Origin of the sequence: Butyricicoccus porcorum (assembly GCF_051246315.1) — a bacterium.
Classification (GTDB): domain Bacteria; phylum Bacillota; class Clostridia; order Oscillospirales; family Butyricicoccaceae; genus Butyricicoccus_A; species Butyricicoccus_A porcorum.
Genome location: NZ_CP178353.1, coordinates 68409 through 93012, shown reverse-complemented (window position 1 = coordinate 93012; position 24604 = coordinate 68409). Strand labels below are relative to the sequence as shown.

23 protein-coding genes are annotated in these 24604 nt (G+C 53.4%); 9 read left to right on the top strand and 14 right to left on the bottom strand.

The features are described 5' to 3' along the window. Window positions 1-76 precede the first annotated feature (76 nt). From modA to ACLM7Z_RS00365, 4 genes are all read left to right on the top strand, one after another. Window positions 77-913, top strand: coding sequence for a molybdate ABC transporter substrate-binding protein (gene modA / locus ACLM7Z_RS00380; protein ID WP_087017142.1), 837 nt, complete (start codon window positions 77-79; stop codon window positions 911-913). Between the two features lie 30 nt (window positions 914-943). Beyond that, on the top strand, window positions 944-1624 hold the full coding sequence (modB, locus tag ACLM7Z_RS00375) for a molybdate ABC transporter permease subunit (RefSeq protein WP_273350521.1): 681 nt from the start codon (window positions 944-946) through the stop codon (window positions 1622-1624). Then, window positions 1621-2619 carry a sulfate/molybdate ABC transporter ATP-binding protein gene (locus tag ACLM7Z_RS00370; RefSeq protein WP_087017146.1) on the top strand — a complete coding sequence of 333 codons (999 nt, stop codon included), beginning with the start codon at window positions 1621-1623 and terminating at the stop codon, window positions 2617-2619. The genes modB and ACLM7Z_RS00370 overlap by 4 nt, the downstream gene beginning before the upstream one ends. A gap of 93 nt (window positions 2620-2712) precedes the next feature. Next, window positions 2713-3291, top strand: coding sequence for a xanthine phosphoribosyltransferase (locus ACLM7Z_RS00365; RefSeq protein ID WP_087017148.1), 579 nt, complete (start codon window positions 2713-2715; stop codon window positions 3289-3291). Window positions 3292-3368: 77 nt separating this feature from the next. Here ACLM7Z_RS00365 and ACLM7Z_RS00360 read toward each other — a convergent pair whose 3' ends face one another. Together ACLM7Z_RS00360 and ACLM7Z_RS00355 are read right to left on the bottom strand one after the other, a co-directional pair. Then, window positions 3369-4775: an IS1182 family transposase gene (locus tag ACLM7Z_RS00360; protein WP_435644792.1), complete on the bottom strand. Its 1407-nt coding sequence runs from the start codon at window positions 4773-4775 to the stop codon at window positions 3369-3371. A 117-nt stretch (window positions 4776-4892) separates the two neighbouring features. Beyond that, entirely contained in the window at window positions 4893-6236 is a 1344-nt protein-coding gene (locus tag ACLM7Z_RS00355; protein WP_087017150.1) for a butyryl-CoA:acetate CoA-transferase, read from the bottom strand. Window positions 6237-6457: 221 nt separating this feature from the next. On the opposite strand from ACLM7Z_RS00355, the gene ACLM7Z_RS00350 reads away from it, so the two are divergent. Both ACLM7Z_RS00350 and ACLM7Z_RS00345 read left to right on the top strand, forming a co-directional pair. Continuing rightward, the gene (locus tag ACLM7Z_RS00350; protein ID WP_273350523.1) at window positions 6458-7390 is read left to right on the top strand and encodes a DMT family transporter; all 933 of its coding nucleotides are present in this window, start codon (window positions 6458-6460) and stop codon (window positions 7388-7390) included. A gap of 184 nt (window positions 7391-7574) precedes the next feature. Beyond that, complete coding sequence (locus ACLM7Z_RS00345; protein ID WP_435645753.1) at window positions 7575-7772, top strand: helix-turn-helix transcriptional regulator; 198 nt, start codon at window positions 7575-7577, stop codon at window positions 7770-7772. A gap of 111 nt (window positions 7773-7883) precedes the next feature. On the opposite strand, the gene ACLM7Z_RS00340 is transcribed toward ACLM7Z_RS00345, so the two are convergent. Then, on the bottom strand, window positions 7884-9239 hold the full coding sequence (locus ACLM7Z_RS00340) for an MATE family efflux transporter (RefSeq protein ID WP_273350524.1): 1356 nt from the start codon (window positions 9237-9239) through the stop codon (window positions 7884-7886). Window positions 9240-9519: 280 nt separating this feature from the next. Here ACLM7Z_RS00340 and ACLM7Z_RS00335 point away from each other — a divergent pair, with 280 nt between their 5' ends. Beyond that, on the top strand, window positions 9520-10743 hold the full coding sequence (locus tag ACLM7Z_RS00335) for an MFS transporter (protein ID WP_435645451.1): 1224 nt from the start codon (window positions 9520-9522) through the stop codon (window positions 10741-10743). Window positions 10744-10813: 70 nt separating this feature from the next. On the opposite strand, the gene ACLM7Z_RS00330 is transcribed toward ACLM7Z_RS00335, so the two are convergent. The 8 genes from ACLM7Z_RS00330 to ACLM7Z_RS00295 all read right to left on the bottom strand — a co-directional run bounded on the left by ACLM7Z_RS00330 (window position 10814) and on the right by ACLM7Z_RS00295 (window position 21040). Next, window positions 10814-12604, bottom strand: coding sequence for a [FeFe] hydrogenase, group A (locus tag ACLM7Z_RS00330; protein WP_087017160.1), 1791 nt, complete (start codon window positions 12602-12604; stop codon window positions 10814-10816). Beyond that, on the bottom strand, window positions 12598-14436 hold the full coding sequence (locus tag ACLM7Z_RS00325; RefSeq protein ID WP_087017162.1) for an NAD(P)-binding protein: 1839 nt from the start codon (window positions 14434-14436) through the stop codon (window positions 12598-12600). The genes ACLM7Z_RS00330 and ACLM7Z_RS00325 overlap by 7 nt, the downstream gene beginning before the upstream one ends. 249 nt (window positions 14437-14685) lie before the next feature. Further along, a complete protein-coding gene (gene hydG, locus ACLM7Z_RS00320) occupies window positions 14686-16101 on the bottom strand; it encodes a [FeFe] hydrogenase H-cluster radical SAM maturase HydG (protein ID WP_205703596.1) in 1416 nt (471 codons plus the stop codon). 30 nt (window positions 16102-16131) lie between these two features. Next, complete coding sequence (locus ACLM7Z_RS00315) at window positions 16132-16380, bottom strand: TM1266 family iron-only hydrogenase system putative regulator (RefSeq protein ID WP_087017166.1); 249 nt, start codon at window positions 16378-16380, stop codon at window positions 16132-16134. Between the two features lie 265 nt (window positions 16381-16645). Next, complete coding sequence (locus ACLM7Z_RS00310; protein ID WP_273350526.1) at window positions 16646-17470, bottom strand: L,D-transpeptidase family protein; 825 nt, start codon at window positions 17468-17470, stop codon at window positions 16646-16648. A 156-nt stretch (window positions 17471-17626) separates the two neighbouring features. Then, window positions 17627-18415 (bottom strand): sporulation initiation factor Spo0A C-terminal domain-containing protein, encoded by a 789-nt coding sequence (locus ACLM7Z_RS00305; protein WP_087017169.1) that lies wholly within the window; start codon window positions 18413-18415, stop codon window positions 17627-17629. 351 nt (window positions 18416-18766) lie between these two features. After that, on the bottom strand, window positions 18767-20296 hold the full coding sequence (locus tag ACLM7Z_RS00300; protein WP_435645450.1) for a sodium/proline symporter: 1530 nt from the start codon (window positions 20294-20296) through the stop codon (window positions 18767-18769). Between the two features lie 156 nt (window positions 20297-20452). After that, window positions 20453-21040, bottom strand: coding sequence for a TetR/AcrR family transcriptional regulator (locus tag ACLM7Z_RS00295; RefSeq protein ID WP_087017173.1), 588 nt, complete (start codon window positions 21038-21040; stop codon window positions 20453-20455). Between the two features lie 341 nt (window positions 21041-21381). On the opposite strand from ACLM7Z_RS00295, the gene ACLM7Z_RS00290 reads away from it, so the two are divergent. Beyond that, complete coding sequence (locus ACLM7Z_RS00290) at window positions 21382-21675, top strand: hypothetical protein (protein WP_087017175.1); 294 nt, start codon at window positions 21382-21384, stop codon at window positions 21673-21675. A gap of 73 nt (window positions 21676-21748) precedes the next feature. Then, window positions 21749-22336, top strand: coding sequence for an imidazoleglycerol-phosphate dehydratase HisB (hisB, locus tag ACLM7Z_RS00285; RefSeq protein ID WP_087017177.1), 588 nt, complete (start codon window positions 21749-21751; stop codon window positions 22334-22336). Window positions 22337-22436: 100 nt separating this feature from the next. Here the strand turns inward: hisB and ACLM7Z_RS00280 are convergent, their stop codons facing one another. From ACLM7Z_RS00280 to ACLM7Z_RS00270, 3 genes are all read right to left on the bottom strand, one after another. After that, window positions 22437-22619: a hypothetical protein gene (locus ACLM7Z_RS00280; RefSeq protein WP_087017179.1), complete on the bottom strand. Its 183-nt coding sequence runs from the start codon at window positions 22617-22619 to the stop codon at window positions 22437-22439. Window positions 22620-22941: 322 nt separating this feature from the next. Next, the gene (locus ACLM7Z_RS00275; protein ID WP_165761009.1) at window positions 22942-23820 is read right to left on the bottom strand and encodes a transporter substrate-binding domain-containing protein; all 879 of its coding nucleotides are present in this window, start codon (window positions 23818-23820) and stop codon (window positions 22942-22944) included. Between the two features lie 28 nt (window positions 23821-23848). Beyond that, window positions 23849-24595: a sulfite exporter TauE/SafE family protein gene (locus tag ACLM7Z_RS00270; RefSeq protein WP_087017183.1), complete on the bottom strand. Its 747-nt coding sequence runs from the start codon at window positions 24593-24595 to the stop codon at window positions 23849-23851. Window positions 24596-24604 lie beyond the last annotated feature (9 nt).

Here is a 24604-nt window from a genome sequence, read left to right as displayed (position 1 = left end):
AATTTTTTAGCACCATTGACAAATTTTGTACATGCGTTATACTTAAGTGAGAATAACGAATCGGGAGGAACTCGACATGAAAATGAAAAAGTGGACAGCGGCAATTCTGGCAGCGGCACTGTCTGTCAGCATGCTGGCGGGCTGCGGAAGCAGCAGCAACAACAGCAATACCGATGCGGATGCCGGCAGCGCGGCGGATACGGCTGCAACCAGCTCACTGAGCGGGGAAGTCACTGTGTTTGCAGCAAAGAGCATGACTGATTGCCTGGATGAGCTGATTGAGGATTATAATGAGGAGAATCCGGACGTTGCAATTACGGCAAACTATGCGGGCTCGGGCGATTTGCAGAGCCAGATTGAAAACGGCGCGCCGTGCGATCTGTTCCTGTCTGCGGCACAGAAGCAGATGGATGCGCTGTGCGATGAGGGGTTGATGGCGGACGAAACACGCAGCGACCTGCTGACCAACGAGGCAGTTCTGGTTGTGCCGAAGGATTCAGACGCGGTTACCTCGTTTGAAGATCTGGCTTCGGATTCCGTCGCAAAGGTTGCCATCGGCAACCCGGACAGTGTACCGGTTGGCCAGTACGCGCAGGAGATTCTGACCACACTGGGCATCTGGGATGCAGTCAACGCGAAGGCAGTTCTCGGCTCGGACGTCCGTCAGGTACTGGCTTGGTGTGAGACCGGTGAGGTTGATGCAGGTATTGTATATGCGACCGATGCGGCAGTTACCGACAGCGTAACGGTTGTCTGCGCGGCACCGGAGGACAGCTGTGCTCCGGTCATCTATCCGATTGCACTGACCAAGGATGGCGCAGAAAATGAAGCGGCACAGAGCTTTTTGGAATTCCTTGAGGCGGATGATGCCGCAGCGGTATTCGAGAAATACGGCTTTGGCATTGCAGAGTAAGGATATCTGACACATACAGGAGAACGGAACATGGATGTATCGCCCCTCTTTTTGACACTGAAAATCGCATTGCTGGCGACAGTATTTTCGGTCGTGCTCGGCATCGGCGCGGCGTGGCTTGTGCTGCGCCTGCGCCGCGGGCAGGGGCTGGTTGACGGCATTCTGACGCTGCCAATGGTGCTGCCGCCGACGGTAGTAGGCTTTGGTCTGCTGCTGTTGCTCGGCAAATACGGCCCGCTCGGCGCAGTATTGAATGCACTCGGCATTTCCATTATTTTTACACCGACGGCGGGCGTCATTGCGTCCACCGTCGTCGCGTTTCCGCTGATGTATCGCACGGTGCGCGGCGCAATGGAACAGCTTGATCCCGACTTCGCGGCGGCAGGGCGTACACTGGGTATGAGTGAATGGAGTATTTTTCTGCACATCACGCTGCCCGGCTGTACACCGGGCATTGCCGCGGGAACCGTGCTTGCCTTTGCGCGCGCACTCGGTGAATTCGGCGCGACGGTTATGATTGCGGGAAACATTCCGGGCAAGACACAGACAATGTCTGTGGCGATTTATTCCGCTGTGCAGGCAGGAAAAGCGCATTACGGCGAAGCGGCCTTCTGGGCAGGCACGATCTGCGTGCTGTCGTTCGCGGGCATGATTGCAGTCAATATCTGGAACAGCCGTTATGTACGGCGAAAGGAGGGGAAGCCGCGGTGAGTCTGTGTGTGGACATTCACAAAAAGCTGGGCGGATTTTCGCTCGATATGCAGGCGGAATTTCCCGACGCACCGACGGCGGTTATCGGGGCATCCGGCAGCGGCAAGAGCATGCTGCTGCGCTGCATCGCAGGCATCGTCGTACCCGACAGAGGGCACATTGCTTTGGGAGAAAAGACATGGTATGACAGCACAGCGCGCACCTGTCTGCCGCCACAGCGCCGCCATGCCGGATATCTGTTCCAACAGTATGCACTGTTTGAGAACAGGACGGTGGCGGGGAACATCATGATGGGCATGCGCGGCACGAAGCAGGAAAAACAGCAGGCGTGCCGCGCATTGATGGAGCGCTTTCAGCTGACCGCGCTGGCAGAGCATCGCCCGGCACAGCTGTCCGGTGGGCAGAAGCAGCGCACCGCACTCGCACGCATGTTGGGCGCACAGCCGGAGGTGCTGCTGCTCGACGAGCCATTTTCCGCGTTGGATACGCATCTGCGCGGTGAGGTACGCCAGCAGATGGCAGAGGTGCTCGCGCGGCATGTGGGGGTATCCCTGCTCGTCACACATGATTTTTCTGAGGCAATGCAGCTTTGCTCACGTGCGGCTGTCGTGTCCGGCGGACGCATTGTCGAGCAGGGAAGTTGTATTGATCTGTGGCACAATCCCAAAACACGTGCCTGCGCGGAGCTGACCGGCATGCGCAACTTTTTCCCGCTGCCAGATGGCATGCAGCCAAACGATTCCGCCCCCTGCTGCCTTGGCATCCGTCCGGAGGATTTGCGGCCTGCATGCGGCGGCGATACGGTGACAGTTTCCGGCACGGTGCAGCGCATGCTGCCCGGTATCCATACGGATCAGGCCATTGTGCAGACATCACACGGCATGCTGCTCTGGACCGTGCCACATGATGCAGATTCTCCGCCGCAGGCGGGTGATCCTGTCATGCTTTCCGCCGACCCCGACCGGTTTCATATCCTGAAAATCGATAAAACCTGACAGGTTCTGTCAAAAGATACTTGCAAGCGCATTTGGAATGTGATACGATACAAACACGCAATTACATCACAAATCGGAAAGGATGCGTATGGTATGGAGCTTCTGGAGCAGTATATTCGTGAAAAGGGCGTAGTCAAGAAAGGAAATGTCCTCAAGGTGGACAGCTTCCTCAACCATCAAATGGATGTACATCTTTTTTCCGAAATGGGACGCGAATGGAAGCGCCTGTTTGCGGATGCACCGATCAATAAAATACTTACCATCGAGGCCTCTGGCATTGGCATTGCATGTATTGCAGCACAGCTGTTTGAGGTTCCGGTGGTTTTTGCAAAAAAAGCACAGTCGATCAACATTGACGGAGAGGTATATGCCTCCAAGGTACAGTCATTTACCCATAAGCGCGTATATGACGTCATTGTATCCAAAAAATTCCTTTCCCCGGACGATCATATCCTTGTGATCGATGACTTCCTTGCGAATGGCTGCGCGGTCAACGGATTGCTCGATATCATTGAAGCATCCGGTGCTACGTTGGAAGGTGTCGGCATCGCAGTCGAAAAGGGTTTCCAGGAGGGCGGAAAGCTGCTGCGTGAACGTGGTGTTCGTCTGGAATCACTTGCTATTGTCGATGCGATGGATGCAAAGACCGGCGAGCTGACATTCCGCCATTGATCTTCTTTCCGAAAACAGAAAAAAAACGCCGACGGCATGTGCCGTCGGCGGAGCCTGTCGAAGAACCCGGCTGCGCATTAAGCGAGAGCCAGATTTTGGCACATATAGGGAAAAAGCCGGAAAACTGGAATAGGGAAATGGATCTTCCACTTCCACATAGCCAGCTTTTTCAGATTCATGGCAGCAAATTTAAGCTTCACCCAGTTGGTAACTTGAGCCAAGCCTCGATATTGTGTATAGCGCATACCATGCTTTTCTTTGGCATCTGCAAATACACGTTCAATCTTTTGTTGTCGGAGTTTATATAAGTCACGATATTCAGTCATATGACGTGCGTCTTCTGCCAACTCTACATAATCAGCCCATACGTGTCTGGTGACAGTCTTTTCAAACTTTGCACTCGATGTACACAGCTCTCTGGTCGGACAATGTTCGCAGACGTATGACCTGCTCTTATATTCACGATATCCATCTTTGTTCGTTGTTGCATAATGAAGTGTTTTATACTCCGGACAGATTACACAATCATAATACTCATCATAAACATATTTCCACCATTCATGACCGCCTTTCTTTGTCATTGGACGTTTATATGCTGTAGATAATACTCTTCCACTCTCAAAAATACGTTTACAAATCGAAGGAGTTTTGTAGGCGCTGTCTGCTACTATCGTTTTATGTTCTGGGTAATGTTCGCAAAGCTGGTCATATAACGGGTCAAATGCTACACTGTCATGTACATTTCCTGCTGTTACTTCTACGTCGAGAATAAAATTATGCTTGTCACAGGCTGTATGCGCTTCGTAGGCAAAACACTTCTTGTGTTCACCTTTATGGAATACGCCGGCATCCGGATCCGTTGTCGAAACTGTTATTTCTTTCTCCTTTGGCGGTGTTGAATCGTCATCATCGTTGAATGGCTTTTTGTCGTGTTCTTCGCGATCTCTGTTAATTTCTTCCCGCAGCTCCTTTGCATATCGTTTTGCTTCAACTGGAACAGCTTTTCGTGCTTTTTTCTTCATGTTTGCACTTGCTTTGATATGTGTCCCATCGATAAAAATTGCACTCGTATCCAGAAATCCTTCCTTTGCTGCTGTGTTCAATATCCACCGAAATATATATTCTACAGTTGCTGTTGTAAAACGATGCTTAAAATTATAGCTTACTGTTGAAAAATGCGGCACCTGCTCATTCAATGGATAACCGATAAACCACCTGTATGCAACATTCATATTCACTTCTTCCAGCGTCCGCCGGAGCGATGGTATCCCATATATGTGCTGTATCATTACAATCTTAAACAATACTACCGGATCGATACTTGGCCTGCCGTTGTCCTTGCAGTACAAATCATCTACAAATTCATAAATTTGTTTGAAATCTACTGCTGCATCTATTTTCCTCAGTAGATGATCCTCGGGCACTAACATATCCAGACTTACAATCTCTACTGCCTCTCTGTTTTCCTTCCCTTTTACTATCATTTTATCACCTGTCTCTCTTATCTTTATTATAACAGAAAAAGCCGCCTTTCGGCGACTTTTTCGACAGGCTGCGCCGACGGCATGTGCCGTCGGCGTTTTGCGCGATATTGGGAAGTTTTATCTGCGGTTGGAGGTTCTCCAGATCTTGAGCTTTTCCGCTTCCTGAATCAGCTCATCGCGGAACTGCGGATGGGCGACAGAGATAATTGCCTCTGCGCGCTCCCAGGTGGACAGACCCTTCAGGCATACCTTGCCGTACTCAGTGACGAGGTAATGTGTGTTGGTACGGGTGTCGGTAACGGTGGAGCCCGGATTCAGGGTCGGCACGATGCGGCTCTTCAGCTCACCGCTGCGAGTGGTGAAGGTAGAGGAGCAGCAGATAAAGCTCTTGCCGCCCTTGGACAGATATGCGCCGAGGACAAAGTCCAGCTGTCCGCCTGCGCCGCTGATGTGCTTCACGCCTGCGGATTCCGCATTGATCTGGCCGGTGAGGTCGAGGTCAACTGCATTGTTGATGGAGATAAAGTTATCGATCTGCGCAATGGTGCGCGCATCGTTGGTGTAGCTGACCGGTGCGCTCATCAGGGCAGGGTTGTTGTCCATATAGTCATACATCTTTTGGGTGCCGGCACCGAAAGCGTAAACCTGACGGCCCTTGTCGATGTTCTTTTTGCTACAGGTGATCTTGCCGGCAGCCGCGATGTCGACAAAGCCATCGACGTACATCTCGGTATGTACACCCAGATCCTTCAGATCGGACTGTGCGATCAGCGAGCCGACTGCGTTCGGCATGCCGCCGATACCCAGCTGGAGGCATGCGCCGTTCGGGATTTCCTCAACGATCAGCTTGGCAACCGTCTCATCGATTTCGGAAGCGGCGCCGCCGCCACCCATCTGGCCAATCGGGGGATTGTTGCCCTCGACGATCATGTCAACCTTGCTGATGTGTACGCCTTCTTCAAAACCGCCGAGGCAGCGCGGCATGTTCTGGTTGACTTCAACAATGACGATTTTTGCGGTCTCGCAGACAGCGGCAAGATGGGATGCGTTCGGACCGAAGTTGAAATAGCCGTGCTTGTCCATCGGCGCGACCTGAATCATGACAACATCCGGCTTGTCAATGCTCTCACGGTACCAGCGCGGCAGTTCGGAATAACGCAGCGGTGCATAGTAAGCAATGCCGTCGTCAATCATGTGGCGTTCGATGCCGCTCATGTGCCAGGAGTTCCAGGAGAAATGCTTATTTGCTTCCGGAACCTGTGCGATTGCGAGCGGCCACAGCAGAATGCCGCCGCGGATGTTGACGTCATACAGCTCGTCCGCGCGTGCTGCGAGTGCCTTGTCCAGCTCGACCGGGATACCGGTGCACCAGCCAAAGTCCAGCCAGTCACCGCTTTTTACTACCTTGACCGCTTCTTCCGCGGTAGTCAGTTTGCTCTGATAGAGCGCCTGATAATCCATACCTAGAAATCCTCCATTCGTATAACATACTCAAAAAGAGATAAAAAACAGTGCAAAACATACAAAAATAACAGGGTTTTACACAATTTATTGTACCAGTGAGAGCGGCTTTCGTCAAGCAGGCTGACGAAAATTGCACAGAATTGCACCCTTGTATTTGGCAGCAGCATGATGTACCATAAACAGGATAAAAAAGAAACAACAAATAGGAGAAAAATGATATGAATGCAATCAAACAAGGCGGAATCTTTTTGCCGGCACTGCTGTGCACGCTGCTCTGGGGCAGCGCATTTCCATCGGTTAAGACAGGCTATGCGCTGTTTGGCATTGGGGATGATGCGTACAGCAAGCTGTTTTTTGCGGGTTGGCGGTTTATGCTGGCAGGCGTCGCAGTGCTCGCGGTTTCCGCCGTGCTGAATAAAAAGCTGATTTTTCCGAAGCGTTCGCTCTGGAAGGGCATCCTGCTGCTTGGCTTTGTGCAGACGACCCTGCAATATGTGTTCTTTTACATTGGCCTGTCGCACACGACCGGCGTCAAGGGCTCTGTCATCACGGCGATGTCGACTTTTCTGGCAGTCGGTGCATCCCATTTCCTGTTCCCGGATGACCGCCTGACGACAGCGAAGACAATTGGCTGTGCGGTCGGCTTTGTCGGCGTTATCATCATCAGTCTCAGCTCGATGGATGCACTCGGCGGCGGTTTTTCGCTGACCGGCGAGGGCTTTATGCTGCTGTCCACAGCGGCATCCGGTGCGGGCGCGGTCATCAGCAAATTTGTTGCAAAGGGGGAGTCTCCTATGCTGATTACCGGCTGGCAGTTGTTTTTTGGCGGCGCGGTGCTGCTGCTTGCGGGTGTATTCGGCGGCGGGCATTTTGTTACCGTAACGCCAAAGGCAGTTGCGCTGCTGGGCTATTTGATTTTCCTGTCGGCGGCGGCATTCAGCATCTGGACCTGGCTGCTCAAGAAATACCCGGTCGGCAAGGTTACGGTATACAATTTCCTTGTGCCTGTGTTTGGTACGCTGATGTCCGGCATGATTCTGCATGAGACTGTGTTCACTGTTCGCAATATGATCTCACTCGTGCTCGTCTGTATCGGTATTGTGCTGGTAAACCGGACAAAGAGTGAGAACGCCAAATCGCAGTCCTGCTGAACCTGTTGAGAAGTAAACGGTCTCGACAGAGAATATGATTTTCAAAACAGAACGATTGCCGATGACTCTCTGAAATAAAAACAGATAAAAATCCCGATAAACTGCCCGGCTGCGCGCTGGTTGCTGGCCGCAACCGGGGTTTTCTGCCATACTTTTTGCATCAGAATAGAAGGAAAGCGAACGCCTGAAGGCACACCGTGTCCGGTGCAAGATGACACAGGAATTTGTGGCAGAGCGTATCGGCGTGAGCCGTCAGGCGGTGTCGAAATGGGAACGCGGGGCATCCGACCCGAATACGGCAAACCTTCTGGCATTGGCAAAGCTGTACGGAATGGAACCGGAGGAGCTTTTGGCGGAAATCCGGGAACAAACCGAGGGATAAAATAAGCCTGTTCCGGCGTGAAATCGGAACAGGCTTATTTTGCGTAAAAATTTTTTCTGCGGCGTGCAATGAATGGGGTGCAGTTTAATCCGGCTGGCTCATTGCATGTAATCAGGTGTTCAGTTTTCGATATACCGTCCGATACATCGTTGTAAAGCATGCCACGCCACCGAGCAGGTTGGAAATCGGTTCGGCGAGGAACACGCCGTATACGCCGAGCCCGGCGACATGCGGCAGGATCAGCGTCAGCGGGATGACGACAATGCCTTTGCGGAAAATGGAAAAGAAAATTGCATACCGCGATTTCCCCAGCGCAGTGAACACTGACTGACCGGAAAATTGCAGTGCCATCAGGAAAAAGCCGAAGAAGTATATATGCATCGCGGGCACGCCTGCGGCGGTCAGCGCCGGATCTGTGTTGAAAATATGGATGAAAAAGTGCGGGAACAGTGAAATCACACCCCAGACCGCGAGGGAATAGACGATCAGTGTGAGAGACATGAACCGGATAGCCTGCCGCACGCGCGCGTGCAGTGCCGCGCCGTAATTGAAGCTGATAACCGGTTGGGCGCTGCCCGAAATGCCGTTGATCGGCAGCATGATGATCTCACGCACCGAGTTGAGCACGGTCATAACGCCGACATATACGTCGCCGCCAAAGAATTGCAGCGAACTGTTGCAGGCGACCTGCACCAGACTGTTGGTTACGCTCATCGTGAAGCCTGCCAGTCCGAGTGTCAGGATTTTTTTCACGCGAGCTGCCTGTAAGCGCAGATGCCTGCGCCGCAGGCGCAGCAGCGTGTGCGAGCCGGTCAGAAAGCGCATGGTCCACAGTGCCGCGACAAATTGAGAGAGCACGGTTGCGCACGCTGCACCGCGCACGCCCATGTGCAGGGCGAAAATGAAGATCGGGTCGAGAATCAGGTTGAGCACCGCACCGATGATAACCGTCAACATGCCGGTGCGCCCGAAGCCCTGCGCATTGATGAAGTTGTTCATGCCGAGTGACAGCATAACGAAGACATTGCCGATCAGATAGATTGTGATATAGGACATCGCATAGGGGAGCGTAACACTGCTCGCACCGAGTGCGAGCAGCAGCGGACGGCGCACCAGCAGGCCAATGGCAGTCAATCCGAAGCCAAAGCACAGCAGTAGGGTCAGGCAGTTTCCCATAATGCCCTCGGCTTCTTCGTCCTGCCCTGCACCACGCTGCATGGAGAACAGCGGCGCGCCGCCCATGCCGATCAGGTTGGCAAAGGCAACTACCATTGTAATGATGGGAAAGCATACGCCGAGACCCGTCAGTGCATTGGTCGCGTCTGTACCCATGCGGCCGATGTAAATGCGGTCGACGATGTTATACAGCACGTTGACAAGCTGTGCCAGCGTCATCGGCACTGCAAGGCGGATGATGTTGGACGAGACACTTCCTTTTGAAAAATCGGTTTCCGATTGTAGATTCATGATAAAACACAGTCTTTCTGTCGAGATTGTATTGCTATTATAGCACTGCCCGATGCAGCGTGCAAAGAAAAGAAATGGCATTACGGGCTTCCAAAAGATGATGAAAGAAAAAAGCACAAAACACGGGAGGAAAATGCGGGGATCTTTGACAGGAATTGAGAAGTTTTTTTGCATAACAAAAGAATGGGGAAATGCAATTGACTTTTGTATCGAACTGGACTACTCTTTCAGTTGGTTCGTTTTATTTACGTTTGGAAAAAGGAAATTGCGGAGGTACAAAATGCAACAAAAGGAGTCGTTTTTCCGTTCAATCGGGCGGGATAACCGGTACATTGTCGGAAACCTGTTTTATGCGTATTTTGCGCAGGGCTTCGCGCTGATTATGCTGGGTGCAATTTTGCCGGTGCTCAAGGCGGATTATGCGCTCGACTATCAGGTCGGCGGCATGCTGCTGTCGGTGCAGTCGGTCGGCTATGCCGTTGCAGGTCTGGGCGCGGGTTTTCTGCCGCTGTATTTCGGCTTGAAAAATTCATTTATCCTGCTGACATCCGGCGTTGCCATCGGCATGGGCATGCTTCTGGTCAGCGGAAATCCGGTCTGGCTGCTGATTGCGATGGCGCTCATCGGCATCAGCAAGGGTGCTGTCACCAACTACAACAACCAGATTATGAGCGATCTGGCGCGCGGCAATGCCGGCCCGCTGAACATGCTGCATGCATTTTTTGCCATCGGTGCGTGTATTGCACCGTTTGCTGTGCTGTTCTGCTCGAAGGTGGATGCATCCGGCTGGCGTCTGGCGGCGGCGATTGCGACGGCAGCGGCAGTGCTCGGCCTGCTCGCCATGTCGCGCATGAAGCTGGACAACACGCGTGCCTCCGGTGGAAAGGCGGAAAAATCCGCAGTTTCGTTCGGCTTTTTCCGGGAAAAGATTTTCTGGGTCACAGTGTTGATTGTCTTTTTCTATCAGTGCATTGAGGCGTCTATGATGGGTTGGCTGACATCATTTTTCGTCGATTCGGGCGTTATGACCAATGATTTTGCACAGGTTGTCACCTCTGCATTGTGGATTGCACTGCTGGTCGGCCGGTTCAGCTGCTCCGGCCTTGCGCTGCGTTTTCGTCCATATCAGATGATTGTGGTTATGGCGGCGGGACAGCTCGGCTTTCTGTATCTGCTGATCCATAGCCACAGCTTTGCGATGATGATGGTCGCAACCGTCGGTCTGGGCCTGAGCATGTCCGGCATGTATGGTACTTCTGTATCCAATGCGGGAGATCTGTTCGCGCGTTATCCGGTCTGCATGGGTTTCTTTGTCCTGCTGACCAGCATGGGTGCCGTTGTCGCGCCGTCTGCCGTCGGCATGGTGGCAAATGTCGCAGGCATGCGCACCGGCCTTGCTGTCCTGTTGATTGCTGCCGTTGCACTGATTGTCATGGCTGTGTACAATGCGGTGATGGTCTGCGGCCGCGCAGTCAGAAAGCATGCAGTAAAGCATCACGCATAACGAATTGCATTGAGAAAACGGAAGCACCCGCGATTCTTCGTGAATCGCGGGTGCTTTTGGGTATGTGCGGTTAGTTCTCACCGAAATGGATGGTTGTATCCTCGGTGTCCTGCATTTGCAGACGCAGGCTGAGCGGCATCGTCCAGCTGTTGTGGTCGGTGTGCAGCAGGTCTTCTGCGCGTTCCGAGAGCGGTTCGCCGAGATACTGGTCATACAGCGCTTTGATCTCCGGGTTTTCGTGCGAATAGCGCAGCGGGCTCAGACGGTCGAGCTTGTAGAGCAGCTCACCGCGGATTTCCGCCTGTTCGGACTGTTCAAACGGAATCGGCTGTCCGCCGCCGCCGACACAGCCGCCCGGACATGCCATGACTTCCACGAAATCATAGTGTGCCTGTCCGGCCAGAATAGCTTCAATCAGATGGCGCGCATTGGCAAGACCGCTGGCAACCGCACAGCGGACAACTGTGCCGTTCATGTCAAATTCCGCTTCGCGCCAGCCCTCCTGTCCGCGAACTGCGCGGAATGCATCGGGCGACGGATTGGTGCCGACAACCGAATAGTAGGCGGTGCGCAGAGCAGCTTCCATGACGCCGCCTGTTGCGCCGAAGATGACGCCTGCACCTGAGCCGACGCCGAGCGGGGAGTCAAACTCTGCTTCGGGCAGGCTGGAAACATTGATGTTTTCCGAACGAATCAGGCGATCCATTTCACGCGTTGTGAGCGCAATGTCGACATCCTGAATGCTGTCTGTCTGCTTGACATACATGTGGCCGTTCTTTTCCGCCTTTTTGGCGAGGCACGGCATGATGGAAACACAGCAGATTTTTTCCGGCGGGACACCGATCCGTTCGGCAAAATAGCTCTTTGTGACTGCGCCAAACATCTGCTGCGGGCTTTTTGCCGTGGAGAGGTACGGCACGAGCTGCGGATACTGCGATTTGAGGAAGCGAACCCAACCCGGGCAGCAGGAGGTGAACATCGGATATTCCTTCAGTTCTCCGGCGGTGAAGCGCTTGAGGAACTCCGCCGCTTCTTCCATGATGGTCAGGTCAGCGGAGAAGGTGGTGTCGAAGATGTAATCGAAGCCCATCGACCGCAGGGCAGCGGCAAGACGGCGTACCGTCGCCAGCTCACGCGGCAGACCGAGCGATTCTCCCCAGGCGGCACGGACTGCCGGTGCGATCTGTACAACCGTGATTTTGTCCGGATCTGCCAGTGCGTCGAGCACTTCGCTTGTGTCATCGCGCTCGCGCAGTGCGCCGACCGGGCAGTGCGTGATGCACTGGCCGCACAGGGCACAATCCGCTTCTTTGATGCGGCGGTTGTAGGTGACGTCAATGGTGGCACGGCTGCCCGAACCGGTCATCTCCCAGATGCCGAGCGACTGAATTTTTTCACAGTACTGCACGCAGCGCATGCACTTGATGCACTTTTTCGGGTCGCGGAACAGTGGGAAGGTGGTCGTCCACAGGCCCTTCGGCAGATCCTGCGGGTATGGATTGCGCAGAATGCCGAGGTCGTTGGCTACATGCTGTAATTTGCAGTTGCCTGAGCGCACACAGGTGGCACAGGTGCTGTCATGCTGGGACAGCAGCAGTTCGACGTTGATGCGGCGCGCCTGACGGGCACGCGGTGAATTGGTGTATACCACCATGCCCTCATAGACAAGGTTATTGCATGAGGAAACGAGGCGGCTTTCGCCCTCAACCTCGACGCAGCAGACGCGGCAGGCACCGATTTCATTGATTTCCTTCAGATAACACAGAGAAGGAATCGTGATACCGGCTTTTGCAGCGGCTTCCATGATGGTTGTGCCTTCCGGCACGCGCACGGCAATGCCGTTGATTGTTACGTTTACCATTGTCTCATTCGTCCTCCTCTGAAGTTGCCGTAGCCGTAATGGTCGCAGCGCAGGCAGCGCGATGCTTCCTGCAAAACCTCGTCCTCGGTCATCGGCTCCTTGATGTCGTCAAAGTTGGCGACGCAGTCGCAGGCCGGACGGGTGCGCAGGTTGACGCGGCCGCAGGCCGGAGCAGGAGACAGCGGTGCCTCCGGGATGTCCTCAACGGCTGCATGAATGACATGGTTGTAGCCGAGGAAATTGTCGATGTTGGCTGCGGCGACCTTGCCCGCAGCAATTGCGCGGATGACGGTAGAGGGACCGGTGACGGCGTCGCCGCCCGCAAAGACCTTCGGGCTGCCCTCAACAAAGCTGTCCGGCAGCGCGGAAATGCGGTCGCGGTTGGTTGCGACACCTGCGGCAGTGAATGCCTTGGAGTCGATGCCCTGGCCGATGGCGACAATGACAATATCACAGGGGATGGCCTGCTCCGGCTTGTTTGCGGCAACCGGCTTCGGGCGTCCATCACGTCCGACTGGGCCGATCTGCTGCGGCTGGGTGATGAGCGCGGTGACATGTCCGTCTTCGTCGCGCTCGATGCGCACCGGAGCCTGAAGCGGCAGAATGGTTGCGCCCTCGGCAGCTGCCTCTTCGATTTCTTCGGACAGCGCGGTCATATCGTCGACACGGCGGCGGTAGACTGTCGTGACACTGGATGCGCCCAGACGGAGCGCGGTGCGGGTGGCATCCATCGAAACATTGCCGCCGCCGATGACACAGACACGCTTGCCCGTGAAGTCGGGCGGATTGCCCTCGCCGATGTCACGCAGCATTTCGACAGCGGAGACGACACCGATGCTGCTCTCACCCGGAATACCGATCTTGCGGTCGATGTGCGCGCCAATGCATAGAAATACCGCATCATACTGGTCTTCAATTTCATGGAACGAGATATCACGGCCGACGGAGATATCGGTATGTACCTCGACACCGGTGCTGAGAATGACATCGATGTCATTGTTCAGCATGTCTTCCGGCAGGCGATAGCGCGGGATGCCGTAGCGCAGCATGCCGCCGAGCTGCGGGCGCTGTTCATAGACAACTGCATGGTGTCCCATCAGCTGCAAATAGAACGCGCAGGACAGACCGCCGGGGCCGCCGCCGATAATGGCAATGCGCTTGCCGGTGGACGGCTGGTTTGCAACCGGCGCGACATGCAGCGCATGCGTGACGGCAAAGTGCTTGATGCCGCAGATGTTGACTGCATCGTCGACCATGTTGCGGCGGCAGCGCGCCTCACATGGATGCTCACAGACAAACGCGCAGGCAGTCGGGAACGGGTTGTCTTTGCGGATGAGCTTGACCGCGTCTTCATACCGTCCGGCGCGGACGAGAGCGATATAGCCCGGTACGTCGACATGTGCGGGACACAGTGCGACGCACGGAACCGGCTGGGTCAGACCGCTGGTGCAGCGGTTGTTGGTGACGTGCTCGACATAGTCGTCGCGGAAGCCCTGGACGCCGCGCAGAACCATGTTGGCGGCTTCGTAGCCGATGGCACAGTCTGCGGTGTCCGCGATGGTTTTCGCCGTCTTTTCAATGCGGTCGATGGTTTCCAGTGTTGCACGCTCGCTGAGGACATCGTCCATCAGGCGTGCGAGCTGTCCGAGACCGATGCGGCAGGGGGAACATTTGCCGCAGGTCTGTGCATGGCACAGCTTCAGGAAGCCGAGGGAAATGTCAACGGGACACAGTCCCGGGGGGCTGGCGGCGATACGCCGCTCCAGATCCTTGTACAGGCTCTCGACAACGGTCTGTGCCTGATTCGGGGTTTCCAAACTTAATCTGCTCAATGCTGTTTCACTCCAAAAGATTTTCTTTTCGTCGCGTGCATTTTGTCAAAAAACACACAAAGATGCTCATAAAGTAATCACAAAACAAGCAAAACTACTTATCTTACATTGTACGCTTTTTGGGAAAAAAATCAATCGATTTGGCACAATTATTTTGATTTTTTGCAAAAGGAGCTGGATTTGAAGGAATTCAGCCAAAAAAAGTGTCCAAAGACAGATTTCTGCCTTTGGACACGTGAACGCGGTCACTCAGAAGCGGAAATCGCGCTGTCCTTCGTGGATGTTTTCGATGTATTCGGTTGCCTTTCTCCGGACGATCTCATTCGGGATGGTCTTCAGTTCCTTTGCAATCAGAGCTTCGCCGACCGCCTTGGTCTCCGGGGACGCATAGTCTTCCAGATATTCCTTCAGCGTCATCAGTGCGTTCGGATGGCAGCAGTTGACAATCTGTTTGCTCTTGAGCAGCGACATGAAGCGGTCACCGGTGCGGCCCTCGCGGTAGCAGGCAGTGCAGAAGCTCGGGACATAGCCGAGATCCATCAGCCAGTGCACGACTTCATCGAGCGTGCGGCGGTCATCGACGTCAAACTGCGTGGTGTCCTCCGGCCGGATGGCCTCGGTATAGCCGCCGACACTGGTGCGTGAGCCGCCGCTGATCTGGGAGATGCCGAGGTCGAGCACGCGCTCGCGGCTCTTCTGGCTCTCGCGGGTGGAGACAATCATGCCGGTATACGGCACGGCGATGCGGATGCATGCGACAATTTTGGCGAACATATCGTCGGAAATGCCGTTGTCAAAGACATCCGGGTCGATGTCATCTGCGCGGCGCACGCGCGGCACGCTGATGGTGTGCGGGCCGACACCCTTGTATGCTTCCAGATGTTCGGCATGCATGATGATGCCGGTGAAGTCATAGCGGTAGTTGTTCAGGCCAAACAGGACGCCCAGCCCGACGTCATCGATGCCGCCGTCCATGGCGCGATCCATCGCCTCGGTGTGGTAGGCGTAGTCGTGCTTCGGTCCCGTCGGGTGCAGTTTTTCATACGATTCCTTGTTATAGGTCTCCTGGAACAGGATATAAGTGCCGATACCGGCCTCCTTGAGCTTGCGGTAGTTTTCTACCGTTGTCGCGGCAATGTTGACATTGACGCGGCGGATGGCGCCGTTTTTGTGCTTGATGCTGTAGATTGTCTGGATGGATTCGAGGATGTATTCAATCGGGTTGTTGACCGGGTCTTCGCCGGACTCGATGGCGAGGCGCTTGTGGCCCATGTCCTGAAGAGCAGTGACCTCGGCGACAATTTCCTCCTGTGTCAGCTTTTTGCGCGGGATGTGCTTGTTTTTGAGGTGATACGGACAGTATTCACAGCCGTTGATGCAGTAATTGGACAAATACAGCGGTGCGAACATGACGATGCGGTTGCCATAGAACTCTTCCTTGATCTTGCGGGCAAGTGCATAGATTTCCTGATTCTTGTCCTCCAGATCGCAGTCGAGCAGGACGAGCGCCTCGCGGTGGGATACACCCTTCATTTTGCGCGCTTTTTCGAGAATCTGGTCGATCAGCTCACGGTTATGCTTATTTTTTTCTGCATAATCGAGACAATCGCGGATTTCCTCATCGCTGATAAATTCTTCTGCCTTGGGTGACATCATGTTGTACATAGTCATATACCTCCTGAATAGCGGGTGCAGTCAGAGCTTAGAGTAAACTGCCTTTGCGGTGATGCCGTCCAGCATGCCGATTTTGCCGGACATGGCGCTGATGATACCGGTCGGGGCGTCGACAGCCACGCTGATGAGTGAGATGCCGCGTTTGTCATACGGGATGCCCATTCGGCCGATGATATACTGTCTGTACTGATGCAAAATCTGGTTGAGCTGTTCGGCATGCGCGGGATTTTCCACGACAATAGCCAGAATCGCCACTCTGGTCTGTTCCATGCGAAGCGTTTCCTTTCTGAGAGAATAAAAAAGCATTCCTGTGCCGCGGCACAGGAATGCTGCATAAACGGATTGTTGCCGCAGAGCGGCAGAAATAAGCTGGCATGAAATCGTTGCATGTCTTCTCCGTCAGGCGTTGTTCCTTGTGGGTCGGTACATTTGCAGTATAGGCGGTTTGCGGTGGGAACCATGTTCTTCCCGCGCACCTGATTTCTGTCATTATACCACGCCTGTCAAAAAAATACAACCGGTGATTGTGGTTCTGTTATGGTAAGATGGTGACCTTTGTACCCACCTTGCAGTACTTCCAGAGGATGTCCATGACCTTGTTGTTGACGGCGACACATCCGGTTGTCCAGTCGGTCTGTCCGCCGAGGTTGCCCTTCTGGCCATGGATCATGATCTGTCCGCCCAGAGGGGTGTACCAGTCCGGCTGCTCGCCGGCGGCGAGGGAAGCCATGATGCTGTCATACTGCTGCTGCGTAATCAGGCCGGATTTGAGGCCGCGTGCGGCGTCGTTTGCATTCGGATAGGACAGGCCGAGCGAGAGGTAGAACCTGCTCTGGTTGTTGAGCACGCAGATGTAATATTCACCCTCTGGCGTGCGTTTGTCGCCTTCTTTTTCTTTTGCACCCTCTGCGGATGCGCTGCCGAGACCGACGGAATACTGAGCAATCACACTCTCACCGTTGTACACGGTCAGCAGGTGATCTGCTTTATGCACAACAATGGAAACGTCCTGTGCCTGTTCAGGCGTCAGCGACGGTTCTACAATCGGCAGTTCCTGATGCACGGTGAATTTCGCGCCATCAATTTCCTGTACCTGCGTCTGCTTTGCCTTTTCGGCAGCAGCTGCTTCGGCCGCTTTCTTTTGCTCAGCTTCCTCCTGCTTTTCCACTTCGGCAATTGCGTCGGTCAAATCTACAGTCTCTCCTACATTTTGTTCGCTGAAAACAGCGTCTGTCGCCTGGTCATCGTCAGCGCGGAAGACGGCCTGACTGAGCACTGCCGCCGAGGTTACTGAGATGGCACAGATGGCGGTGAGCAGTGCAAATCTGAACTTTGAAACAGCGTTTTTTCGATTCTTCATTGTAATTTTATTCTCCAATCATCATACGAGAAAGTCCACATGTTATTTATTATAAAGGTAAAGAGGGAGAACGTCAATGGCGTAAATGGGTGATAATCTACAAAAAAAGACGCTGATTCGTGCAAATCAGCGTCAAAATATGCAAAATCTACGGCATTAGCTGAAAATACCGTCATGCGGGGAAGGGACATCTGCGCACAGATCGAGGTGCAGTTCATAGCGAATCCGGTCAGCAAGTGTCAGGATCAGCTCACGGTTTGCCGGACGGCGGGAAAAGCTGTAACCGGGGAACGAGCTGCCGCAGCGATTCCATGCAATGGATACGGCGTTGCGCATATCGCGTTCCACACTCGTCCAGGTGGTGTTGTATTTTTTGGCGATGGCAGGATACAGCAGCTTGGTCACGGAGTCCGCAACAGAGGGATCTTCGATTGTCATCAGAATACTGTCGCGGAGATAGCGATAGCCCATGACATGCGCCGGAAACTGGAGGTCACCGAGCAGATGCCGGATCTGAAGGACGATATCGTATTGTGTCGGCGCTTCACTGGCATGGGGTGCAGATAGCCGTGCTGCCGCGCCATAGCGGGAGAGAATATCAATGAGAGAGGCTATGGAAACCGGCTTTCGCAGAAAGAAATTGATGCCGAGCCGGTCGCATTCCGCAGAAATCTCTGCGGAAACGAAGGAGGACAGGACAAAAATGCAGGGACGTTGACGCTCAGAAAGCCCATCCAGTTCGCGCAGGGCAGTGAGTGCATCGGGCAGCATCAGATCAAGCAGCAGGACATCCGGATTCGTTTCGCGCACAATATTCTCCAGGCCGGTGGCAGTCTGATAGATCCCGGAGACCGCAAAGCCTTCCGCAGCGCGCAGCGCCCGGCAGAGCAGGTGCGTAAATTCTGTGTCACCGTCTGCGATCATGACCTGAGTAATATGTATCATATGAATCTCTCCTTATATCGAAAAGCTATAGATAGTATACAATAGCGCGCCATGCTTCACAATGCGGAAAATTCACAAAAACATAGAAAAAAACAGGCGCCAACAAGCCGGTTCGACAGCATTCAACACAGAATGTCGAAAATTGCTGTTCTATTTGAAACGAAAAAAAACAGAAAAACAACCAAAACAGAAACAAATTTGACACGAAAATCTCAGGGACGACACATTTGTGTAACACTCCAATAAAATAATTCGCCAATATTCGACAATAAGTGCGGAAAGAAAGAAAAAAAAGCAGACCTCCATACAGTGCTGCGGGGAGATCTGCTCATATGTTGATGTGAAATGAAATTACATTTTTGCAGCGACAGCATCAAAGGTATCGGTAACTTCGCTGGACGGAGCCGGTGTCAACAGGCTGACCACAACATTGACAATGCAGGCAATGACAAATGCGGGCAGCAGCTCGTAGATCGCAAAGACACCACCGAGCGTTGCGATGCCGAACTTCCAGACAAACACCATGACGCCGCCGGCAATCATGCCTGCCAGTGCACCCCACTGGTTGGAACGCTTCCAGAACAGGGCGAGCAGGACGACTGGGCCGAAGGTGGCACCGAAGCCCGCCCAGGCGAACGAAACGATCTTAAAGACCGAGCTGTTCGGGTTGCGTGCGAGGAAGACCGCAACAATTGCGATGAGAATAACCGTCACGCGTGCGGTGTTCATGCTCTTCTTTTCGGACATCTTGACGCCGAACAGGTCACGAATGATGTTCTGTGATACGCTGGATGCGGCAGCCAGCAGCTGCGAGTCCGAGGTAGACATGGTGGAAGCCAGAATACCGGACAGGATGATACCTGCGATGAGAGCCGGAATGATGCCATGCTGGCTGATAATATGTGCGATCTTGATGATAATGGTCTCGGAATCCTCCAGCATCGGCAGAACGCCTGCCTTGCTCATGGAGAGGCCGACAATGCCGATCAAGACGGCTACACTCATGGAAATGACAACCCAGATGGTTGCGATGCGGCGGGAGGTCTTGAGTTTGTCTTCATCTTCTGTCGCCATAAAGCGGAGCAGGACATGCGGCATGCCGAAGTAGCCGAGACCCCATGCCAGCGTGGAAACGATGGTCAGCGCACTGTAGGAAGACGAGGTGCCGGCCGACGGATCATAGATTTCAGTCAGGCTCAGATAGCCCGGCAGTGCTTTGGCGTTGTCGACAACGGCATCCCAGCTGCCAGCCGAGGAAATGCCGAAACAGATGACAATAAACAGCGCAATTGTCATGACGATGGATTGAATCAGGTCGGTGGTGCTGGCCGCAAGAAAGCCGCCGAGCGCACAATAGCCGACGATGATTGCCGCACTGACCAGCATAGCCAGCATGTAATCGATGCCGAACAGCGAGTTGAACAGCTTGCCGCAGGCGGCAAAGCCGGATGCCGTGTACGGGATAAAGAAAATAATGATAATAACCGCAGCGACGGAAGACAGCAGGTGCTTTTTGTCACTATAGCGGTTGGAGAAAAAGTCCGGGAGAGTGATGGAACCCGTGGTGTGCGAATACACGCGGATGCGGCGGGCAACGATCAGCCAGTTGAGATAGGTGCCGATGGCAAGGCCGATTGCCGTCCATGCGGCGTCCGCAATGCCGGTGGCATAGGCGACGCCCGGCAGACCCATCAGCAGCCAGCTGCTCATATCGGACGCCTCGGCGCTCATTGCGGTGACAATCGGGCCGAGCTTGCGTCCGCCCAGATAAAAGTCGTCAACGTTGCTGTTGCGCTTGGAACAGGCGTATCCGACGTAAAGCATCATTCCCAGATAGAGCACAATGGCAATGATGATACAGATGGTGGATGACATAAACATTGATAGCTCCTTTTTATCATGTGATATTGGTTATTGTAGCACAGGGGAAAATAATCGAAAATATGAACTGAATACTAGAATATAGTTTGTACTGAATATTGTAATCTAAAAAGAAATATACATATTATATCGGGAATTTAGACAGAATATTGGCTATTATCCGCAGCGATACGATTGTAAAAACATAGGAAGTGTTGTACCGGAGTATTGATAAAGAGAATAATCTCCATTGCAGATACACCAGTCGTAGATCATCGCGCGTTCACACATGGCATAAGCTTTCACGATTTCATTGACGGATACATCGCTGCGCAGCTGCCCGCGTTTCTGCCCTTCGATGACGATTTTGCGCAGAACACGGTAATAGGTGCGTCCCTGATTGAGCAGGTGACGCTCTCCGAACGTCACCAGCTGGGAAGAATACATGCGCGCGAGCAGATCCATCGGGATACTGTTCTCAATCATGAGGAAAAGCTCGTGGTTGAGGTACATCAGCTTGTCAAAGCTGTCCATTTCCGGGTCAATTTCCTCCATCAGCTGTTCATATTTTGCATCGAACAAATAGGAGAGCGAGGAGAGCAGTGCATCCTTGCTGTCAAAATAATGGTAAAAGGAACCCTTGGAAGTTTCAGAGCGTTCTACAATATCGTCTATGGTTGTTTCATCATAGCCCTGCTCATAAAACAGCGCCCAGGCAGCGTCAACAATGCGTCCTTTGGTATTTCTGGCGTCTTTTTTTGCCATACTGGAATCCACCTCTTTTGTGTGATAGGATAAGAGTATTATAAAACGTATTGCATGCCATAGACAAGAGGATTTTTTCTGTTCATAATTTTGTGGAAGGATTTTGATAAATTGTTTACAAATAGTTCGTTGACGAACCGGTTAGAAAAAAGTATGATAGATTCATAATCGGATACAGAGGGGTAATATCATTCGACAGACTGGCAGAAATGGGGAAATGATGGGAATATTTTGGCGGTTTTTGCAAGACAACTAGAGCTCTATGTGTTTCAAAAAAGAACTGCCGGGGCAAGGCAGGGAGACACGATCATCTCCCTGTTGCATTGAAGGAGTGAGCAAGATTGAAACAGGAACGATATCATATTTTCTTTGACAGTCCGAGCGGTCTGCTGCCGGGTTCGCTTGACCTGTGCCAGACGGATGACGGCGTTTCCGGACATATCACGATCATGGGGCGCGGTTCAAACATCACGGACGGGTCGATGGACGGTGATATGCGGGATTTCGGCGGAACGATCTGGTTCCGGCAGCAGGAGATGCCGTTCCATGCGAACGGAGAGATTTCCGACGGCGTGTTGGACCTCGATGTGACCGTAGGATCGGAGGTTTTCGCGCTGACTGGTTTCCCGGTCTGACATTCGCCATTGCGCGGTGTGCCGCAGCTTGCTATAATGGTATCAGTTGATACCATTCAGGAGGAAAAAAGCTATGGCACGAACCAGCAGCATCGAAAGAAATACAAATGAAACCAAAATCCGGCTGGATTTGAATCTGGACGGCACCGGAAAAGCAGATATTCACAGCGGTGTGGGCTTCTTTGACCACATGATGAACGGCTTTGCGCGGCACGGGCTTTTTGATGTAAACCTGCACGTCGACGGAGACCTGGAGGTGGACTGCCACCATACAATTGAAGATACCGGCATCGTGCTGGGCAACGCAATCCGCGAGGCGGCGGGCGATAAAAAGGGCATCCGCAGGTATGGCTCGTGCATCCTGCCGATGGATGAGGCACTGGTATTGTGTGCCGTCGACCTGTCCGGCCGGCCGTACCTTGTCTTTGATGCGGAATTTACCGCAGACCGCTGTGGCGATATGGATACCGAGATGGCGCGGGAGTTTTTCTATGCGGTGTCGTATGCGGGCGCGATGAACCTGCATATCAAGGTTCTCTACGGCTCCAACAATCACCATATCATGGAAGCCATGTTCAAGGCATTTGCAAAGGCGCTGGATACGGCAACGATGTATGACGAGCGCATCACAGACGTCCTTTCGACCAAGGGCACACTGTAAAACAGGATACAGAATCCTTTGAAAATAGCAAGAGACATGTTCGATCCGAACATGCCTCTTTTTATATGTGTGTGAGCAGAGAGTAGGAAGCTTTTACTGGTTAGTGGCGTGCTGCAAGGGAAATCATCGCCAGAGCAAGTTCTTCCTCGTGGCGGGCAGCCGAACCGGCGCTGTGAGAGGTCAGAAAGTCGGACGAATACATCTGCCTGTCCTCCAGAAGAGATTTGAGCTGTTCGACCGAACCGGACTTCGAGACCTGATGGATTTCACTTAACATTCCCATGGAACACACCTCCTTGTTACAGTTTGTACCTGCTTGGTATGTGCCTATCATACGACTTTTTTCGGGAAATGTCATGTTACGAATTGTATGAAAAAACAAATGCTTTTGATAGTGAATTGGGTATCCTTTACAGATGTCTGTTTGGTCACATTGTCAAAAGCAGCGATATAACTAAAAAATAATCAAAATAAAGGCGCAACATGGACAATATAGACAATCTGGCCGAAAATACTCTGCGCGGTGCGTACAACTGTCCGTGTACAGCGCAGAAAAAAGCGCATCCGGCGGAGTTGCGGATGCGCTTTTCTGCTCTGTTTGGTTGTCAGCTGTCGATATTCCGGCTGCGGATCAATTCGGAAAGCGTACTGTCCTGCGAAATTTCGTCCAGCGTCTGCTGTGCAAATTCCGCAAGCTCGGTGTTTGCCTTTGCCGTCGCGATGCCGTAATTTTGATAGGCGAATTTGTCCGGCAGGATGGTGGTTTTATTGTCCACGTAGCCATACAGGATGCTGCGGTCGACGGAAAATACGTCGATGGTACCGGCATCCAGTGCCTGTTTCAGTGCGTCATAGCTGCCGAACTCCATAAACTGCGGTGTGATGTCGAGGCCATTGCGGTCAAGGTAGGCGAGCAGGTCAGCGCGTGTCGTGGTGTTGCGCGCGACACCGATGATCTTGCCGTCCAGCTTGCTGATGGAGGTAATGGCTTGGGTGCCGAGGGAATTGGAATCGGTCACGGCTTTTTCTACCATCAGGCCGAGGGAATCGGTATAATACGGTGTGGTGAAGTTCCACTGCGTTTTGCGTTCCTCTGTGATGGAGAATGTCGCAATGGTGAAATCCGCTGTGCCATCGTCGAGCACCTTGCCGCGCTCGTCATAGGTGACACCGATGAAGTTGACCAGACCGTCCTCTTTTGCCTGTTCCGGCTCGACGTCAAACAGCGATGCGGCGAGCTCATAGGCAATGTCAACCTCCAGGCCCTCAAAGCTGCCATCTTCATTCTGATAGCCGAAGTTCGGGACATCGGTTTTGACCGCGACATTGATGCAGCCGCGCTCTTTCAGGTCATCCAGCGTTGCCGTCGGCTCAGAGGAAGAGGAAGCCGTACCGCTTCCGTTTTGTGGGGCAGAAGTGCCGCAGCCGGCCAGTGCGGAGACCGACAGGAGCAGCGCGCCCAGCAGGGCAAAATGTTTTTTCAAAAGGAACACCTCCTGAGGAGAGTGGGAATTATCCGAGGATGATTTTCAGGAACAGAAGAACCAGAACGACGATAATGATCGGTTTGACAATCTTATTTCCGTTTTTCATAACGAGGCCGGAGCCCATGTAGTGCCCGACCAGACAAAAGGCCGCGCCTGCCAGACCGAGCGCAATATTGACCGCCCCGCTGAACAGGAAGGTCGCCAGAGCTGCAATATTGGACGACAGATTGATGAGCTTGACGTTGCCGGAGGCCGTGCGCACGTCCATATGTGCACATTTGGTCAGCGCGAGCAGCAGGAAGGTGCCGGTGCCCGGCCCATAAAAGCCGTCGTACATGCCGATGACGAGCGCGGCGATGCAGGAGATTGCCATGCGCCGCGAAGCCGGGAAATCCGGGTTCGCATGGCCATCCCCCTTGTCCAGAAAGACAAGGATGGCCACGATCGGCAGGACAGCGATCAACAGCCAGCGCAGATAGGTGTCATCGACAAGCAGCACGAGCCGGGCGCCGAGCGTCGAGCCCGCGAGCGCGAGAACAATGCTCGGCAGGGCAATCCTGCGGTCAAAAAAGCCATTTTTGCAGTAACGCGCCGTGGAAACCGTCGTGCCGACGGAAGAAGACAGCTTGTTTGTTGCGATGGCAGTGTGCATGGGAAGCCCGGCGAACAGAAAGGCCGGGAGTGAAATCAGTCCGCCCCCGCCGGCGATGGAATCGACCAGGCCGGCGAGGAAGGTGAGCGGGCAAACGATGAGAAATGGAATGAGTGTCATAATCGTCCT

Bases quoted from the DNA above. Each gene is read 5' to 3' on its own strand.
- modA (WP_087017142.1), top strand. From the start codon at position 77: ATGAAAATGAAAAAGTGGACAGCGGCAATTCTGGCAGCGGCACTGTCT.
- modB (WP_273350521.1), top strand. From the start codon at position 944: ATGGATGTATCGCCCCTCTTTTTGACACTGAAAATCGCATTGCTGGCG.
- ACLM7Z_RS00365 (WP_087017148.1), top strand. From the start codon at position 2,713: ATGGAGCTTCTGGAGCAGTATATTCGTGAAAAGGGCGTAGTCAAGAAA.
- ACLM7Z_RS00360 (WP_435644792.1), bottom strand. From the start codon at position 4,775: ATGATAGTAAAAGGGAAGGAAAACAGAGAGGCAGTAGAGATTGTAAGT.
- ACLM7Z_RS00355 (WP_087017150.1), bottom strand. From the start codon at position 6,236: ATGGATTATCAGGCGCTCTATCAGAGCAAACTGACTACCGCGGAAGAA.
- ACLM7Z_RS00350 (WP_273350523.1), top strand. From the start codon at position 6,458: ATGAATGCAATCAAACAAGGCGGAATCTTTTTGCCGGCACTGCTGTGC.
- ACLM7Z_RS00340 (WP_273350524.1), bottom strand. From the start codon at position 9,239: ATGAATCTACAATCGGAAACCGATTTTTCAAAAGGAAGTGTCTCGTCC.
- ACLM7Z_RS00335 (WP_435645451.1), top strand. From the start codon at position 9,520: ATGCAACAAAAGGAGTCGTTTTTCCGTTCAATCGGGCGGGATAACCGG.
- ACLM7Z_RS00330 (WP_087017160.1), bottom strand. From the start codon at position 12,604: ATGGTAAACGTAACAATCAACGGCATTGCCGTGCGCGTGCCGGAAGGC.
- hydG (WP_205703596.1), bottom strand. From the start codon at position 16,101: ATGTACAACATGATGTCACCCAAGGCAGAAGAATTTATCAGCGATGAG.
- ACLM7Z_RS00315 (WP_087017166.1), bottom strand. From the start codon at position 16,380: ATGGAACAGACCAGAGTGGCGATTCTGGCTATTGTCGTGGAAAATCCC.
- ACLM7Z_RS00310 (WP_273350526.1), bottom strand. From the start codon at position 17,470: ATGAAGAATCGAAAAAACGCTGTTTCAAAGTTCAGATTTGCACTGCTC.
- ACLM7Z_RS00305 (WP_087017169.1), bottom strand. From the start codon at position 18,415: ATGATACATATTACTCAGGTCATGATCGCAGACGGTGACACAGAATTT.
- ACLM7Z_RS00300 (WP_435645450.1), bottom strand. From the start codon at position 20,296: ATGTTTATGTCATCCACCATCTGTATCATCATTGCCATTGTGCTCTAT.
- ACLM7Z_RS00295 (WP_087017173.1), bottom strand. From the start codon at position 21,040: ATGGCAAAAAAAGACGCCAGAAATACCAAAGGACGCATTGTTGACGCT.
- hisB (WP_087017177.1), top strand. From the start codon at position 21,749: ATGGCACGAACCAGCAGCATCGAAAGAAATACAAATGAAACCAAAATC.
- ACLM7Z_RS00280 (WP_087017179.1), bottom strand. From the start codon at position 22,619: ATGGGAATGTTAAGTGAAATCCATCAGGTCTCGAAGTCCGGTTCGGTC.
- ACLM7Z_RS00270 (WP_087017183.1), bottom strand. From the start codon at position 24,595: ATGACACTCATTCCATTTCTCATCGTTTGCCCGCTCACCTTCCTCGCC.